At 56.4% G+C, this 16,063-nt stretch carries 14 protein-coding genes; 6 read left to right on the top strand and 8 right to left on the bottom strand.

The genetic code is table 11. The features are described from left to right. Positions 1 to 2: 2 nt before the first annotated feature. The 6 genes from glcE to dctP form a co-directional block, all read right to left on the bottom strand. Positions 3 to 1,070 (bottom strand): glycolate oxidase subunit GlcE, encoded by a 1,068-nt coding sequence (gene glcE, locus FWJ25_RS01510; protein WP_149598477.1) that lies wholly within the window; start codon positions 1,068 to 1,070, stop codon positions 3 to 5. Continuing rightward, positions 1,063 to 2,535, bottom strand: coding sequence for an FAD-linked oxidase C-terminal domain-containing protein (locus FWJ25_RS01505; protein ID WP_149598476.1), 1,473 nt, complete (start codon positions 2,533 to 2,535; stop codon positions 1,063 to 1,065). Before FWJ25_RS01505 ends, glcE begins: the two co-directional genes overlap by 8 nt. A gap of 15 nt (positions 2,536 to 2,550) precedes the next feature. Beyond that, entirely contained in the window at positions 2,551 to 2,976 is a 426-nt protein-coding gene (locus FWJ25_RS01500; RefSeq protein ID WP_149598475.1) for a GlcG/HbpS family heme-binding protein, read from the bottom strand. Positions 2,977 to 2,996: 20 nt separating this feature from the next. Beyond that, positions 2,997 to 4,535 (bottom strand): TRAP transporter large permease, encoded by a 1,539-nt coding sequence (locus FWJ25_RS01495; protein ID WP_149598474.1) that lies wholly within the window; start codon positions 4,533 to 4,535, stop codon positions 2,997 to 2,999. Further along, the gene (locus FWJ25_RS01490; protein ID WP_149598473.1) at positions 4,532 to 5,242 is read right to left on the bottom strand and encodes a TRAP transporter small permease subunit; all 711 of its coding nucleotides are present in this window, start codon (positions 5,240 to 5,242) and stop codon (positions 4,532 to 4,534) included. Before FWJ25_RS01490 ends, FWJ25_RS01495 begins: the two co-directional genes overlap by 4 nt. Positions 5,243 to 5,351: 109 nt before the next feature. Beyond that, a complete protein-coding gene (dctP, locus tag FWJ25_RS01485; protein ID WP_149598472.1) occupies positions 5,352 to 6,491 on the bottom strand; it encodes a TRAP transporter substrate-binding protein DctP in 1,140 nt (379 codons plus the stop codon). Between the two features lie 277 nt (positions 6,492 to 6,768). On the opposite strand from dctP, the gene FWJ25_RS01480 reads away from it, so the two are divergent. From FWJ25_RS01480 to astE, 6 genes are all read left to right on the top strand, one after another. Next, a complete protein-coding gene (locus FWJ25_RS01480; protein ID WP_149598471.1) occupies positions 6,769 to 7,530 on the top strand; it encodes an FCD domain-containing protein in 762 nt (253 codons plus the stop codon). A gap of 68 nt (positions 7,531 to 7,598) precedes the next feature. After that, a complete protein-coding gene (locus FWJ25_RS01475; RefSeq protein WP_149598470.1) occupies positions 7,599 to 8,369 on the top strand; it encodes an ABC transporter ATP-binding protein in 771 nt (256 codons plus the stop codon). Between the two features lie 82 nt (positions 8,370 to 8,451). Beyond that, a complete protein-coding gene (locus tag FWJ25_RS01470) occupies positions 8,452 to 9,207 on the top strand; it encodes a transporter substrate-binding domain-containing protein (protein WP_149598469.1) in 756 nt (251 codons plus the stop codon). Positions 9,208 to 9,256: 49 nt separating this feature from the next. Continuing rightward, positions 9,257 to 9,961, top strand: a complete 705-nt coding sequence (locus FWJ25_RS01465) for an ABC transporter permease (RefSeq protein ID WP_149598468.1) — start codon at positions 9,257 to 9,259, stop codon at positions 9,959 to 9,961. A gap of 3 nt (positions 9,962 to 9,964) precedes the next feature. Beyond that, positions 9,965 to 10,687 carry an ABC transporter permease gene (locus tag FWJ25_RS01460; protein WP_149598467.1) on the top strand — a complete coding sequence of 241 codons (723 nt, stop codon included), beginning with the start codon at positions 9,965 to 9,967 and terminating at the stop codon, positions 10,685 to 10,687. 163 nt (positions 10,688 to 10,850) lie between these two features. Further along, positions 10,851 to 11,900, top strand: coding sequence for a succinylglutamate desuccinylase (gene astE / locus FWJ25_RS01455; RefSeq protein WP_149598466.1), 1,050 nt, complete (start codon positions 10,851 to 10,853; stop codon positions 11,898 to 11,900). 11 nt (positions 11,901 to 11,911) lie between these two features. Here the strand turns inward: astE and FWJ25_RS01450 are convergent, their stop codons facing one another. After that, positions 11,912 to 14,938, bottom strand: coding sequence for an efflux RND transporter permease subunit (locus tag FWJ25_RS01450; RefSeq protein ID WP_149598465.1), 3,027 nt, complete (start codon positions 14,936 to 14,938; stop codon positions 11,912 to 11,914). Then, positions 14,938 to 16,017 carry an efflux RND transporter periplasmic adaptor subunit gene (locus tag FWJ25_RS01445; protein ID WP_149598464.1) on the bottom strand — a complete coding sequence of 360 codons (1,080 nt, stop codon included), beginning with the start codon at positions 16,015 to 16,017 and terminating at the stop codon, positions 14,938 to 14,940. The genes FWJ25_RS01450 and FWJ25_RS01445 overlap by 1 nt, the downstream gene beginning before the upstream one ends. Between the last annotated feature and the right edge of the window lie 46 nt (positions 16,018 to 16,063).

The following is a 16,063-nucleotide window of genomic DNA, read 5'->3' as shown; positions in this document are numbered from 1 at the left end:
AATTACAACCAACTATAAAGACGGCCAGGATTGAAAATGCCGTCGGGGTCGAACGAGTTTTTCACGCGACGCTGGATGGCCTTGAGTGCCTCCGGCTGACGATGCAGAACCTCTCCTGTGCGATCGCCACCACGGAACTGGCTGACCTGGCCTCCGGCATTACGGGCAAGAGGTTCAAGGTCTGACAGAGTCGCTTCGCCACGGAACCAGCGCTGGGAACCAACCCAGTCGATAAACCACTGACCATCAGCCCTGGGGGTCGGGGCGGTGGAATCGACCGAGAAGCGCCAGAGAGGTGCCTCATCGCCGGCAAAGAAGTCATGCTGCATATCGCGCACGCTCTTCCAGAAATCATCCCCACCTTCCATGACATCACCGGACCACTTCTCAGCAGTGGCCTCCACGGCTGAGCGGGCGCCAGACAAGCGCAGATACACCTTACCGTCAACCCAGCAAGCACCCGTGATCGGCTTTGATTCACCGGCACGGCGGTTCATGTATTCAATGACCTCGTCCATGCCCATCTCCTCCACCAGGGTTGCGGAGGCAGCAGGTTTCGGCATGACCTTCATGCTGATTTCAGTAATCACGCCCAGGGTACCCATGGCACCGGCCTGCAAGCGGGAAACGTCATAACCGGCCACGTTTTTCATAACCTGACCGCCAAAGCGAAGGTGTTCGCCCTTGCCATTGAGAAGACGGACACCCAGAACCTGGTCCCGAACCGAGCCCGCCCAGGGGCGCGCCGGCCCGGACAGGTTGCACGCCAGGGTACCGCCAATGGTAGACCCATCGCCAAAGCGGGGTGGTTCGAAGTGCAGGCACTGGCCCTCTTCAGCCAGGGTTGCTTCGATCTCACCGATGGGAGTTCCCGCTCTAACCGTCAGCACCAGCTCTACCGGATGGTATTCAACGACACCGGTGTGCTCAGCCAGGCTGAGGGTTCCGGCATCAGCGTCGGCGGCACGTCCCATAAAGGATTTTGTGCCACCGCCAATAATGTTGAGTTTCTGCCCGTTGCTACGGGCCTGGAGCACCTGCTCCTGTAACTGTTGGGTCAAATCAGCCATGAGCGCCATCCGTATGTTCGTGCTTGTGTTGCTTGTGTTCGATAGAACGGTATTCCTGGCAGAACTTCAGGGTAGGCACACCCTTGCCCGGGTTCAGCATACCGGTCGGATCGAAGGCAGCTTTGACGTCATGGAACTGCTGGAGTTCTTCGTCATTGAATTGCACGGCCATCTGGCGGATCTTCTCGACACCTACGCCGTGCTCACCGGTGATACAGCCACCGACTTCGACACACAGCTCAAGAATCTTGCTGCCGAACGCTTCGGTGGTCTCAAACTCACCCGGTACGTTCGCATCAAACAGGATCAACGGATGCAGGTTACCATCGCCGGCGTGAAACACGTTCGCCACACGCAGACCAAATTCCTCAGACATCTTGTCCATTTCCAGAAGGACACGAGCCAGATGGCGACGAGGAATTGTACCGTCCATGCAATAGTAGTCCGGAGATATCCGGCCCACTGCCGGGAAGGCAGATTTCCGGCCTTTCCACAACAACGCGCGCTCTTCTTCGCTCTGTGAGGTACGGATAGACGTTGCACCCAGCTTGCGGAAAACTTCCTCCGCCTCTGCAATGTGCTCATGGACTTCTTCTTCGGTGCCATCGACTTCGCACAGCAGCAAAGCCTTGGCATCCCGGGGGTAGCCAGCCTGGGCGAAATCGTCAGCAGCAACGATGGCATGACCATCCATCATTTCCAGTCCGCCCGGGATAATGCCGTGGGAGATAATGCCTCCCACCGCATCACCGCCTTTTTCTACACTATCAAATCCAGCCATGATGACCTGAGCCACTTCCGGTGTTGGCAACAACTTGACCTTCACTTCAGTGACTACACCAAGAAGTCCTTCGGAGCCGGTAATCAACGCCAGCAGATCCATGCCGCAGCTGTCGAGACCGTCACTGCCGATGTTGATCAGATCACCCTCAGCGGTCACCATTTCCACACTCAGGATGTTGTGCACAGTCAGGCCGTATTTGAGGCAGTGCACACCACCGGAGTTTTCCGCCACGTTACCGCCGATGGTACAGGCTATCTGTGACGAGGGGTCCGGGCCGTAATAGAGGCCGTACTGGGAAGCCGCTTCACTGATGGCCAGGTTACGTACACCCGGTTGCAGCCGTGCGGTTCGACCAATCGGATCAATCTTGATGATCTGATCAAACTTGGCCAGCGAGAGCACCACCCCTTCCTTGTGAGGCATGGCACCGGCACACAGGCCAGTGCCCGCGCCTCGGGCGACGACCGGAACATTGTTCTCATGACAGATACGCATTACACGCTGTACCTGATCCACGGTTTCCGGCAGAACCACCAGCATGGGCATTTCGCGATACATCGCGAGGCCATCACACTCGTAGGGCCTTAGGGTTTCGTCATCAGTGATGACGTATTCCGGATCAATAAAGCTCCGGAATTGCTCCGCCAGCTGTGCTTTGCTGGCTTTAGGCTTGGTAGTCATAGCTTTCTCTGATAATTACTGGCGTTGGGCTTCGAAATGGTCGAGGCCGGCCTGGGCACAATCCATGTCTTGCTGCGGAGTGCCGGAGCTCAGGCCGATACCACCCACAACTTCACCGTTGACGATCACCGGCAGGCCACCACCAACAGAGCTGATCCGGCCACCGACTTCAGTATGGATACCGAAAGCCAGGCTGCCCGGAGTGTTTACTTTGTTGTAGTCGTGAGTGGCTTTCTTGGCTGCCGCTGCAGTGAAGGCTTTGTCCTGAGCGATGGTTACGCTGGAAGTCTTGCCACCGTCCATACGTTCGAAGGCAATCAGGTTGCCGGACTCGTCAACAATGGCGATGCACATGGGAACACCAATCTCGCGGGCTTTTTCAGCAGCCCCTGCAATCAGAATTCGCGCTTCAGCAATATCCAGCCGGTTGATCGTCAACATATCGTTTTACTCCTTTTGGTTTAGCTATAAACAAGGCTCGGCAGCCAGGTTGTAATCGCCGGGAACAGAACACAGAGGAACAGCCCGAACGCCTGGACAGCCAGGAACACCAGGGAAGACTTGAAGATAGTTCCCATGGTGATTTCCGGCGGGCACACACCGCGGATGTAGAACAGCGCGTAGCCGAACGGAGGACTGAGGAAAGACATCTGCATGTTCACCAGGTACAGAACACCGAACCACAGGACGACGTCATCGCCCTGAACGCCCGGCAGCCCGAACAGTCCCGGGAACTCCAGCGCCTGTACAATCGGGATAAAGATGGGCACCGCCAGCAAGAGGATGCCGACCCAATCCAGGAACATGCCCAACAGCACCAGCAGTACCATCAACAGGAACAGGATGCCGTATGCCGACAGACCGGTACCGAGGATGGATTCGGTAATAAAGTCCTGCCCGCCCTGAAGGATGTAGAAACCAACAAACACCGACGCGCCAAACATAATCCACAACACCATGGCTGACGCCTTGGCAGTGGTAACGGATGCATCACGCAGGGTCGCGATGGAGAATACCTTGTGCTTCATGGCAACCAGAATGGCGCCGAAGGAACCAATACCGGCAGCCTCGACCGGTGTGGCGATACCGCCGAAAAGCAGGCCCAATACCAGGAACACAAGAATCAGCGGTGCGATCAGGTCTTTGAGGAGCAACAGCTTGTCCACAAACCCGATACGCTCTTCCTCAGGAATCGGAGGTCCCAGCTTCGGGTTGAGCTTGGCGCGGATCCACACGTAGAACACATACAGACTGGACAGCAAAATACCCGGAATAACAGAACCCAGGTACAGCTCGCCCACAGATTGCTGAGCAACAACGGCGTAGAGAATAGCGAGGATGGACGGTGGAATCAGGATACCCAGTGTACCCCCCGCCATAATGGAACCCAGGGCGATCTTGTGATCGTATCCCCGTTTGAGCATAGCCGGCAGGGCAATGATACCCATGGTCACAACCGCAGCACCGATAACACCCACCATCGCTGCCAGAATGGTAGAGGCCAGGATGGTCGCAATCGCCAGGCCACCACCGACACCGCCCATCCATTTGTAGACGACGTTGAACATCTCTTCGATCAGACCTGCCCGCTCAAGCATCGAGGCCATGAAGATGAACAGCGGAATCGCAGCGAGATCCGAGTTGGTCATCATCGGGAAAATCCGGCTCGGGATGATGTTCAACATCAGCGAATCCCCGACCAGATAGATAAAGGCCACACCGAGCCCACCCGTCACGAAGGCCAGGGGCAGGCCCATCATCAGCGCCACAAGAAGTGAGCCGAACATCAGGTACGTCAGCGGCCCGATTTCAACACCAGCCAGACTACCGGCCAGTTTGAACAGGAATTTTTCATCACTGAACGGATCGTAGAAAAGAATGTTGACGATCTCGACGAACATCACGAAGGCCAGCGCCACCGTGGCCAGAATCATCAACCAGGTGCCAAGCTTCCCCGTGAGGCCGCCGGACTTGGGGTTATTCATGGTACTGGAACTCATGCTTTCTGCTCCCGGCCAAACTTGATGAACAAGGCAATGTCCTTAATCAGCTTGGACAGTCCCGCCAACAAAATCAGAACTGCTCCCAACAGCATCATGGCCTTGACCGGCCAGTACTGGATGCCCCAGGTCTCTACGGTACGTTCGTCCATCGAGTAGGAGTTCTGGAAGAAAGTCCAGGAAGTAATGATTAACGCCAGGGCGAACATGAAAAAGAACATGGACGTGAAGATATCCATGCCAATCCGGCCACGCTCAGGCAGAAGGTTGTAGATTACGTCCACGCGAACATGGGCGCCGTGCAACAGGGCGAATCCGCCCGCCAGGAGGTATTGCATACCAAACAGCAGGAAGCTGGCCTCATGCACCCAGATAGTGGGCATATTGAAGATGTAACGCATAACCACTTCGAAGAAGTAGAAAACAACCGCATTCACCGTCCAGAACGCGATAAACACACCGGACTTATCACTGATCCAGTCGACGATCCGGGTAAACCAGTTCTCGTAGTCACCCTCGATGGTCTTCGACATTTCGGCTTCAATTTCTTGAAGCTTTTCATTGGCCAGTGCGTTCTTGTCCATTGCCTGGACACCGCGAGCGCTGGACCAACGATCCCACGCCATCATGATCAGCGGCATAATGGCCAGCCATCCCCAGTAGAACCAATGGGGTAGCACAAAGCCGAAATTACTCAGATCAGACATACTGCCATCACCTCAATCACAGCGCGGGGAAGGGCAGGAGGTGCCTGGCGCTTACGTCCTGGCACTCCCTGCCCTTCCCCGCATTTTCGTTATTGTTGAACCTGTCCGATTACATCTGCTTCTTGGCAGCCTCGAGGTCTTCCTCGGTGATGTAACCGACAGTGTCATTCATCATGTACTTGAGCTGCATATCGAAGATTTCTTTGGCATCTTCGTTCTTGTTAGCCCAGTTGTACCAGATGGGGATGGCAGCGCGACGGAACTCGCGGAGATCGTCCTGGCTCAGACGGGTAACCGTGTCACCGTCAGCCTTGAACTTCTCCATCGCTTCGATGTTGCGCTTCTGGATGGTCAGATAGTGCTTCTGAGAGTAGATACGTACTTCGTCTTCAACCAGTTGCTGCAGTTTCGGATCTAGAGCATTCCAGGCACGCAGGTTTACAGTCAGGTCCATCAGATCCACCGGCTGGTAGATGGACATAACGCCCGGAGGTCCGAACATGATGTAGTCGGTCACCTGGGAGAAGCCCAGTTCGTAGTTCACAGCAGGACCCACGTAGTCCGCTGCATCGATGGTGCCTTTTTCCAGGGCCGGGAAGATATCGGAACCCGGCAGACTAACGGTGGATACACCGAACTGCTGGAATACCTCGGCAACCATGCCACCCGGAACCCGCATCTTCATACCCTTGAGGTCTGCAAGGCTGTTAACCGGCTTCTTGGAGTGGATGATGTTGGCATCGTGCTGGATCGGGCCGACATAGAACAGGCCGTACTTCTTGTAGATTTCCCGGGTCTTTTCCAGCATGCCCAGAGAATAGAACATGGTATCCCACTGGTGCGGCTGGTCAGGACCGGCCGGGTAGGAAGACAGGAATACAGACGCTGGGATCTTGCCGGACCAGTACAAGGTGAACGGGTTCATACCCTGCAGTACGCCGTTACGAACCGCATCGAACAACGCATTGTTGTCCGCGGCAACCGCTTTGGCCGGATAGGGTTTGAAAATCAGCTCGCCGCCGGACTTCTCTTTAATGCTGTTGCACCAGTCTTCAAACAGGTCATAGCCTACGGTGCCGGCATCCCATACGGACTGGAGTTTCCAGGTAGTCGCAGCCTGAGCCTGGCCTGCACCAAACATCATGGTACCCGCCAGTGCAGCTCCCACTGCGGCGGTTTTCAGGAAACTGCGGCGAGGTCTTGCCTCACTGTTGTCATCATGTTTACGGATGTTCTTGTTGGAGTTCATCAACTCTTTCTCCGTTCGCGTTATTTTATTTGTCAGCCTCTAAAACTTGCCAAGAAAGCGGAAGGCGCAACTCGGCATCTGAAAGATATTCGTCATGAATCCCGGAATAGTCCAGAACACTGGACACTGGTCAGACCAGTTTTTAATTCAAGAAAAATGGACGAACCTGACGGAATCAGCCATATTTACGGGGCTCAGGAGCACTTCAGTTGACGGATCAACCACTCAGAATTAAAACAGCAACTGGTCAGACCAGAGGGCAGCAACAGGCAACTGAATGGCAATCTCCCAGGAAATCTCATACCGGCTGGAACGTCTCATCCTTGATGGTGGTCTGGCACCGGGACAGAAAATCCCCTCAGAACGGCAACTTGCGGCTCGCCTCAGTGTATCCCGGGCAGTCATCAGGGAAGCTTTGCACGAGCTTCAGGGACGTGGCGTTATTGAAACCCGTCATGGCAAAGGTTCATTCGTGGCCAGCATAGTTCCCAACACAGATGCGATGGGCGAGCCCGGACCACTCATGCATCTTTTCGAAGGCCACCCACGAACACTTTACGATCTGCTGGAAGTCCGGGAGCAGCTGGAAGGACAGGCTGCTTTCCTGGCGGCACAACGTGCCACCAGTATCGACAAGCACCGTATAACGAAGGCGTTCAAGGCACTGGAAGACACCGATCCCCTGAGTAACGCCCGACCAGATCATGGTTTTCATCTGGCGATCGTGGAGGCATCTCACAATCCGGTATTGGTCCACGTACTCAACAGCCTGAAAAACATGATGCTGATGACCGTCCAGGCATCGGTTGCCAACCTCAATCCCCGTGAGGAGATGCGCAAGAAGATCGTACGCCAGCACCGCCAGCTCTACGAAGCGGTCATGGAGGGCAAACCGGCAGTCGCCCAGAAAGTCGCAACGGCCCACGTCCGCTTTGTGAGCGAGGCCATGCGTAATATGGAAAAAGAAGGTAGTAAAGTGATCAGGATGCCAGTACCAGGAGATATTCCGGCACGGGATTCGCTTCAAAACCCTCACTAGTAGGTATTGATTTCCTGTTCCACAGTACGTAAAACATGCGCCTTTGAATGACAGCCCAGGAGCCACCCATGGCGGACCAAGCACCCTTGATCTGCAGGGATATTCACAAAACCTTTAATAAACTGGAAGTGCTCAAGGGCATTTCGCTGGAAACCCGAAAAGGGGATGTCGTCTCTCTGATCGGCAGCTCCGGCTCCGGAAAAAGTACTTTTCTACGCTGTATCAACCTGTTGGAAACGCCGACTTCTGGCGACATTATCGTGCACGGCGACCCAATACGGTTCAAAGACAACGGCAAAGGCGAGCGAATTCCCGCCGATAATCGACAGGTTGAACTTATCCGGGCCAAGCTGTCGATGGTGTTTCAGGGATTCAATCTGTGGTCACACATGACGGTGCTGGAAAACATCATTGAAGCACCCGTCCACGTGCTCAAGGTCCCCAAAAAGGAAGCTATTGAGCGCGCCGAAGCCTACCTCCAGAAAGTTGGCATCTACGAACGCAAGGATTATTACCCGGCCCAGATGTCTGGCGGTCAGCAACAACGGGCGGCCATTGCCCGGGCGCTCGCCATGGAGCCGGAAGTCATGCTGTTCGATGAGCCAACCTCCGCACTCGATCCTGAGCTGGTAGGCGAAGTTCTCAAGGTTATGCAGAGTCTGGCTGAGGAAGGCCGAACCATGATCGTGGTCACCCACGAAATGGCGTTTGCAAGGGATGTGTCAACTCAGGTCCTGTTTTTGCATCAGGGCGTGATCGAGGAACAGGGTACACCGGACAAAGTATTCGATCATCCGGAGTCGGAGCGTATGAAACAGTTCCTGGCTCCAAAGTTCTGATACCCGGTGCTATCTTGAATCGAAGTTGACATTAAAACGTCAGAAAAATAAGCCCAAAAGGCAATAACTGGAGAAGTGACACATGAAAAAACTGATCGTTGCAGCAAGCTGCGCCCTGGCAATGGCTGCCGGCACCGTCCAGGCTAAAGACTGGAAAGAAATCCGCATTGCATTCGACGTGCCCTACGAGCCGTTCGAATACAAAGATGAAAACGGCGAACTTACCGGCTTCGAAGTGGAACTGGCTGAAGCCATGTGTGCCGAAATGAAAGCCGACTGCGAATTCGTCATCCAGGCCTGGGACGGCATGATCCCCGGACTCGTAGCACGCAAGTTCGACGCTATCATGTCCTCCATGTCCATTACCCCGGAACGGGCCGAGCGCGTCCTGTTTTCCGAGCCGTACTACAACACCCCGGGTGGCTGGTTCGGACCGGACGATTTCAACACCGACGTCACCGACATGGAAGCCATGAAAGGCAAAACTGTGGGTGTTCAGCGCGGTACCACCATGGACACCTTCGTAACCGAGGAAATGGGCGGCGTAGTAACCATCAAGCGTTACACCACTGCGGATGACATGGTACTGGACCTTGAAGGCCAGCGACTGGATGTAGTCTTCGTCGATTACCCGGTAGGCGAGCAAACCGTTCTCTCCAAAGAAGGCTTCAAGGAAGTCGGTGAGCCGGTCAAGCTGGGCGACGGTGTTGGTGTTGCCATGCGCAAGCGTGACAAGGACCTGGCTGGCAAGGTTAACGCCACTCTGAAGAAGCTGAAGAATGACGGCACTTACGATGCCATCATGCAGAAATACTTCGCTTACGACGTCAAGATGTAAACGCTGTCAGGGGTGGCCGAGAGGCCACCCCTGCTGACCGGAACTATTCATGTTCGATCTCAAAGGCTACGGCCCGAGCCTGCTTGACGGTGCGGTAATCACCATCGAACTGGCCTTTCTTTCCCTCGCTCTGGCACTCGCTCTGGGGCTGATCGGTGCTTCCTCGAAACTGTCGGGAAACCGACTGGCCAAGGGTATCGCGACTGGCTACACCACCGTGATTCGAGGCATTCCTGACCTGGTGATGATGCTGCTGTTCTACTACGGCGGCCAGGTAGCCGTGAACAACCTGTCGGACTACCTCTATGAAGCCTACGAGATTGATTTTTTCTTTCAGTTCGATCCGTTTATCTCTGGCGTAGTGACCATCGGCCTGATTTTTGGTGCCTACATGACTGAAACCTTCCGGGGTGCGTTCCTGGCCGTTGAAACCGGTCAGGTCGAGGCGGCCAAGGCCTATGGTTTTACCCGCTGGCACACTTTCCGCCGTATCATTTTCCCGCAAATGCTGCGACACGCACTGCCAGGCATTGGCAACAACTGGCAGGTGCTGCTGAAAACAACGGCCCTGGTTTCTATCATCGGACTGACAGATATGGTCCGGGTGGCAGAGGAAGCGGCCAAGGCCGAGCGTATGCCGTTCCACTTTTTCATCCCTGTTGCAGCGGTCTACCTGGCCCTGACAGCAGGCTCTGAGCTGTTTATCAAATGGCTCGATAAGCGCGCCAACGTCGGCGTTGTCCACGGGGGATAAACGATGCCTGATTTTATCGCCCAATGGCTGGACCAGAACGACATCTTCACCGCCATGACCATCATGGAATACTGGGACGGTTTGGTGACGACCGTACAGCTGGTCTTCCTGTCCCTGATTGTAGGGCTTGTCTGTGCCGTTCCTCTGGCGTTGCTGCGAACCGTAAAAAATCCCTTCGTATCCGGGCCGGTCTGGGTCTATACCTACCTGTTCCGTGGTACCCCACTGTTGATTCAGTTGTACATCATCTACTACGGCATTGCCCAGATTCCGGGTATTCAGGAAACCTTCTGGTGGGAGATTTTCCGGGAGCCGTTTTACCCTGCCCTTCTGGCGTTTGCGCTGAATACCTGCGCCTATACCACTGAGATCATTCGCGGGGCGATTGTGTCTACACCCAACGGGGAGATTGAGGCCGCCAAGGCGTATGGTATGAGCTGGTGGTTGCGTACCCGTCGCATTGTCCTGCCGAGCGCGGCGCGGCGGGCGGTTCAGGCGTACTCCAATGAGGTTATTTTCATGCTGCATTCGAGTGCGATTGCCAGTGTGGTGACGATTGTGGATCTTACCGGGGCGGCGAGGAATATTTACTCACGGTTCTATGCGCCGTTTGATGCGTTTATCTTTGTGGCGTGTTGTTATCTGGTGCTGACGTTTATTCTCGTTTTTGCGTTTCGTAAGCTTGAAAGTCATCTTTTACGGCATCAGCGGCCGGTTCAGAACTAGGCTCTTTCCCCCTTTGGCTTTGGTGCCGGGCCAGCGGGTTTATGGCCGTCCGGGAACCGCTACGAGCACATCCATGTGCGCTTGTTTTCGGCCATCCGTGGCCTTCAACATTCCCGGACGGCCATAAACCCGCTGACCTTCTAATCTGTTCGGGGACGATGATATGCATACTTCTTCTGAACTTTTTGGATTGGCCACCAACTGGCTGACTCATACCCTCAGCCACAGTGATTCACAAATCCCAAACGCCGCCTCCACACTGACAGACGGCACTGGGGTGATCCGCCGCGATGTCGGCATTCTTGAACTGACACCACCTTCAACTACCCCCAATCCAAACCACGAAGCCCTCATCATTTCTGCCGGTGTCCACGGTAATGAAACGGCACCTATCGAAGTTCTGAATGAGCTGGTTTCAGATATCCTTCGCGGCGACCTGCCAATTACCTGCCCTCTGCTTCTGATTCTGGGCAATCCACCGGCCATGGTGGCCGGGGAGCGGTTTCTGGATGTGAATATGAATCGGCTGTTTGCCGGTGCGCATGCCAAAGCGGAATATCAGAACTTCCCAGAAGCACATCGGGCTGCGGAGCTTGAGAGGCTCTGCCGGGAATTTTCGGACCGGCATTCCGGGCTGGCTTTGAGTCATTACGATCTGCATACAGCCATTCGGCCCTCCTGCCGTGAGAAGTTCGCGCTTTATCCGTTTGTTGAAGGCCGTGAAGTGCCCGCCAGCCAGTGCCGTTTTTTGCTGGAGGCCGATGTGGAGACGCTGCTACTGCAGCACAAGGCGGGTACGACGTTTTCTTCGTTTACGTCGTCAAAACTCGGGGCGGAGAGTTTTACTATTGAACTGGGGAAGGTTCGGCCGTTCGGTGAGAACGACCACGGCCGTTTCTCCGGCATAAGGGAGGCCCTTCGGCGGCGGTTTTCAGGCGAGCCTTCCCCCGCCTCAGCAGAGAACCTTGGCCGGCTGACCGTGTATGAGGTGGTTCACGAGGTTTTGAATACGGGCCAGGGGTTCCGGTTTCATGTCGCGGATGATGCATCGAATTTTACTGAATACGCCCCCGGTACCGTCATCTGGGAAGACGAACGAACGTGTTACCGGGTGGGTGATCGGCCGGAGGCGATTGTGTTCCCGAATCGCCAGGTGCCGGTTGGACAGCGTGCGGGGCTGATGATCAGGCCCCAAAATTCATCGGGAGCCTGATCATAAGTTGTTTATGCCGGGGCGTTTTCCGGCTCCGGAACGGGCGTCCGGATCAACTGGGTGCATACGGCCGGGATAACCAGGAGGGTCAACACCGTGGATGCCAACAGGCCTGAGATGATTGCCCATGCCATAGGCGGCCACAGGGTGGAACTGGAAAACGCCAGCGGCAGCAGGCCCGCGACGGTGGTTGCGGTAGTCAGCAGGATCGGCCGGGTACGCTGTTCAACGGCTCTGCGTACGGCATTCCGGATATCTTCCCCAGCGGCCAGCTCCCTGTCCATGACGTCCAGCAAGACAATGGCGTTATTGACCACAATGCCTACCAGCGCAATGACGCCCAGCAGCGATTGAAAGCCGAAGGGCGAATCCGACAACACCAGGCCCGGGAAGATCCCAACGGTGGCCAGAGGCACCGTGAGCAGAATGATACCCACCCGTCGGAATGAGTTGAACTGAAGCAACAGGAAGAACAGCAACAGCAAAATGCCGATCGGAGCTGCTGTCAGCAAGGCCCCGTTAGCATCTCCGGAGCCCTCGGCATCGCCCCCGAGCTCCATACGGGTTCCGGGAGGTAACGGCGCTCCCTCCAGGCCCGCATACAGGCCATCCAGCGCCTGACTGAAACTGTAACCGGTCAGCAGGTTGGCCGTGATGGTATTCACCCGCACACCATCTCTCAGATATCGCGCTGCGGGTTCCCAATCGGTATCAACACTCGCAACGGCAGACAATGGAATGGCATCCCCTCGATCGTTGTAGATATTGACCGACAACAACCTCGACAGTGATAGTGACGTACCTTCCCGTGAACGTAAAACCAGCGGTATGGGGTCGTCTTCCTGCCTGTATTTCTCAGCGACCACACCAAAACTCTGGCCATAAAGACTTTGGGCAACATCTGCCCTGGTCAGCCCATAGCGCGCCGCAGTGGCATCGTCCACGTTGATCGAAATGCTCGGCACACCGATATCCAGGTCATGACGGACATCCACGGTACCCGCCGTTCCTCGCAGTATGGCGAAAATCTGTTCGACCGCGTCGGCACGGGTTTCGTCGTTAGCATGGTACACCCGAACTTCCACCGGGGCCGCTCTCGGCGGCCCTTGCCCAAGGATTCCAACGGTCACATCGAGCTCCGGCATCTCGTCTTTCACATGAGCCCGTACCCAACGGATCATGTCTGTCGTGTCCTCCAGGGTCGGCGTTCGGATAACAAGCCGGGCCCGATTGGGCGACTGGGGAGCACGCTGCAGGTTGTAGTAAAAGCTCGGGCCGGTGTACCCCACGAACCTGTGCACTTCCAGAGCATTCGACTGGGTGCGGATCATGGCTTCCAGATCCGCCGCAGCTTCGGAGGTCCGGCTCTGATCTGTGCCCTCGGGCATATACAGCTCCACCACCACCCGCGGACGGTCTGCATTGGGGAAAAACTGCTGAGCCATAAACGGGGTCATGCCCACGCTGATGACGACGAGCAAGGTACCGGCTGCAATCAGGCGCCCCGGGTATCGGGATACCAGGTGCCCCAGGTACTGGGCCAGACCGAGCAACCGGTCGCTGCCAGCATCGTGCCGGGGCTTGAGGAATTTCGCGGCGAGCAATGGAACCGCAGAAATGGCCAGAAGATAGCTCACGGAAAGCGTCAGCATGATCATGACCGGCACACCCCGGGTAAAATCTGCCGCTCCGCCCTTGGACAACAGCAGTGGCGCAAAGGCGGCCAAGGTTGTTCCTGTCGATGCTCCCAGGGGCCCGGCAAGCTCACCGACAGCCTGGCGCAGGGCATCCAGGCGTCGCATCCCTGCATCCAGATGCCCCTGGATGTTCTCGACAATGACGATCGCGTTATCAATCAGGATGCCGAGGGAAATCACCATGCCGATGACGGCGATCTGGTGCAATACTCCACCGCCAAGATCATAGAGGCCGATGCTGATCAGCGCCACCATTGGCAGGATAGAGGCAACCAGAAGCCCCATACGGATCCCCATACCAGTAAACACCACCGCCACGATGATCAGCACAGAAAGCACGAGGCTCCAGGCAAGGTTATCGAGGCGATCCTGGACTTTGTCCGGCTGAAAAAACATTTCCCGAATCTCGTACGGCTGGAAGTCATCGCGAATCATCTCGATCCGTTCGCGAATTCGCTGGCCAAAGCGAATGGCATCCGTACTGCCTTCTTCCATGATGATGGACACCAGCACCACCCGCTCGCCGTCATACCAGGTTTCAGGCTGCCTTGGCTCTGCTGGTCCACGCCAGACATCGGCAGCCGCAGCGAGCGGAACCTGGGAACCGTCCGGCAGCTCGATCGGCGTTGCGCGAATGGCATCAATGCTGGTGAACTCACTGTTCGGTAACACCGATAGCCGACGACCATCACTGACCACGAACCCTCCGGGGATGGTCTGGTTCCGGCGTGCCAAAGTGTCCATAACCCGGGCCGGCGAAATACCCAGCCGGAAAAGGGCCGCGTCGTCCAGCGCCAGGGTGACCTGTTCATCGGCATCCCCGTCCAGCTCGATACGGGAGACGCCGGGGATATCCGACAGGTTGTCTTTCAACCTCTCAGCGACCTGACTCAGTTCGGTCACTGATGGGGAGCCCGACACCGCCATTACGATGGCAGGGATATCGATCAACCGGTCATCCAGCGCCATCTGACTGACACCGTCCGGGAAATCCAACCTGGCACGATCCATCGCCTGCCGGACCCGGTCCCAGGCCGGATCGGTATCGTAGATGTCGTCGTCCAGACGCAATCGCATCAAAGCCACCCCGGTCCGGGCCGTACCCTGACTGAAATCCAGCTCCTCCACCTGGCGCAGCTCATCTGCGAGGGGCTGCAGCACCAGCCGCTCCACATCGTCGGCGCTGGCTCCAGGGTACTGAACGGTAATCATGCCGGCCCGGTAGGGGAACGAAGGGTCCTCCTGTCTCGGCATGGTACTGTATGCTGCCACCCCCAGCAGACAAAGCATGGTTACCACCATTCCCAACAGGCGTTGACAGTGAAGCAGGCGAGCAACCATCAGCGCACCTCCACGGCATCACCATCGGTCAGGCGAGTCATGCCCGCATAGACGACCTGATCGCCCGGGGACAAAGCCTCCGATCGCACAACAACCCGCTCTCCGATCACCCGATCAACATTCACCGGCACACGGCGTGCGACTCCGCCTTCGACCCGATAGACCCTGGTGCCTTCTGCACTGCGAATTACGGAAAGCAGCGGCACGGTCGTTGACTCGATCTGTACGGGCGTAATGCCAACTTCAACCGGCTCACCCGCTTCAAGCGTGCCCGCCGGCAAGCTGACCAGAACCGGGTGCAGTTCGCCCCTGATCGCACCAGCCTGGGCAATTTCAACAACTGCACCGGCCTGTACCGGCTGAGTCCGATCCTGAACGGACCAGACTGGAAGCTCCTGGTTGAGTGACACATGATCAAGCAAATAAGCAGGCACACGCACTTCGACCTCCCGCCCTTCCGGTGATGACAAACGGATCACTGGCTGTCCGGCTGCCACAAACTCATCGGCTTCCATAAGCAGCGCCTCAACCCGCCCCGAGAATGGAGCCCTGAGCTCGCTTTCCTGCAGCATACGAGAGGCTTCCGCCAGCGCCGCCTCTGCCGTTGCTACGCTGGCCTTGAGGCCATCACGGCGAGCTGCAATCTGCTCCAGCCCCTGTTCGGAAACCACACCCCGCTCATGCAGGCGACTGGAACGCTCCCATTCTCTCCTGGCCTGATCATATTGAGTGATCAGTTCATCAAGCCGTGCCCTGGCAGAATCTCGCGCAGGTGCCAGTGCGGGATTGTAAACCCGGGCCAGAACTTCACCCGCCTGTACTTCCTGCCCAAGCTCAACAGACCGTTCTTTCAGTGTGCCGCTCACCTGGAATGTCAGTGTTGCCCGCCGGGTCGCACGGACAATTCCCGAAAAGTGCAAAGGAATGTCGTGAGTCTCACCGCCAGTGACTTCGGCCACCCGGACCGAGACTCGCTCCGGCTGGGTTTCAGAGGCAACATCGCCAGCCCGACATCCAGCCAGCACGGTGACAGCAAGCGCCACAAAGATCGTTAGGGGGGATCTGAGGAGAGGTTTCATGATTCATCCTTTCATCCGTGTTGTGTTGGTGACCGGTTACCACTTC

This window comes from Marinobacter salinexigens (assembly GCF_008370345.1).
GTDB lineage: Bacteria > Pseudomonadota > Gammaproteobacteria > Pseudomonadales > Oleiphilaceae > Marinobacter > Marinobacter salinexigens.
Note: the sequence above shows the minus strand (reverse complement) of the source record. Positions and strands in the feature narration are given on the sequence as shown.

What these genes read in the sequence shown, in the direction of transcription:
- FWJ25_RS01470 (WP_149598469.1), top strand. Translation starts at nt 8,452, where the DNA reads ATGAAAAAACTGATCGTTGCAGCAAGCTGCGCCCTGGCAATGGCTGCC.
- FWJ25_RS01500 (WP_149598475.1), bottom strand. Translation starts at nt 2,976, where the DNA reads ATGTTGACGATCAACCGGCTGGATATTGCTGAAGCGCGAATTCTGATT.
- FWJ25_RS01450 (WP_149598465.1), bottom strand. Translation starts at nt 14,938, where the DNA reads ATGGTTGCTCGCCTGCTTCACTGTCAACGCCTGTTGGGAATGGTGGTA.
- FWJ25_RS01505 (WP_149598476.1), bottom strand. Translation starts at nt 2,535, where the DNA reads ATGACTACCAAGCCTAAAGCCAGCAAAGCACAGCTGGCGGAGCAATTC.
- FWJ25_RS01475 (WP_149598470.1), top strand. Translation starts at nt 7,599, where the DNA reads ATGGCGGACCAAGCACCCTTGATCTGCAGGGATATTCACAAAACCTTT.
- FWJ25_RS01460 (WP_149598467.1), top strand. Translation starts at nt 9,965, where the DNA reads ATGCCTGATTTTATCGCCCAATGGCTGGACCAGAACGACATCTTCACC.
- glcE (WP_149598477.1), bottom strand. Translation starts at nt 1,070, where the DNA reads ATGGCTGATTTGACCCAACAGTTACAGGAGCAGGTGCTCCAGGCCCGT.
- FWJ25_RS01495 (WP_149598474.1), bottom strand. Translation starts at nt 4,535, where the DNA reads ATGAGTTCCAGTACCATGAATAACCCCAAGTCCGGCGGCCTCACGGGG.
- dctP (WP_149598472.1), bottom strand. Translation starts at nt 6,491, where the DNA reads ATGAACTCCAACAAGAACATCCGTAAACATGATGACAACAGTGAGGCA.
- FWJ25_RS01490 (WP_149598473.1), bottom strand. Translation starts at nt 5,242, where the DNA reads ATGTCTGATCTGAGTAATTTCGGCTTTGTGCTACCCCATTGGTTCTAC.
- astE (WP_149598466.1), top strand. Translation starts at nt 10,851, where the DNA reads ATGCATACTTCTTCTGAACTTTTTGGATTGGCCACCAACTGGCTGACT.
- FWJ25_RS01445 (WP_149598464.1), bottom strand. Translation starts at nt 16,017, where the DNA reads ATGAAACCTCTCCTCAGATCCCCCCTAACGATCTTTGTGGCGCTTGCT.
- FWJ25_RS01465 (WP_149598468.1), top strand. Translation starts at nt 9,257, where the DNA reads ATGTTCGATCTCAAAGGCTACGGCCCGAGCCTGCTTGACGGTGCGGTA.
- FWJ25_RS01480 (WP_149598471.1), top strand. Translation starts at nt 6,769, where the DNA reads ATGGCAATCTCCCAGGAAATCTCATACCGGCTGGAACGTCTCATCCTT.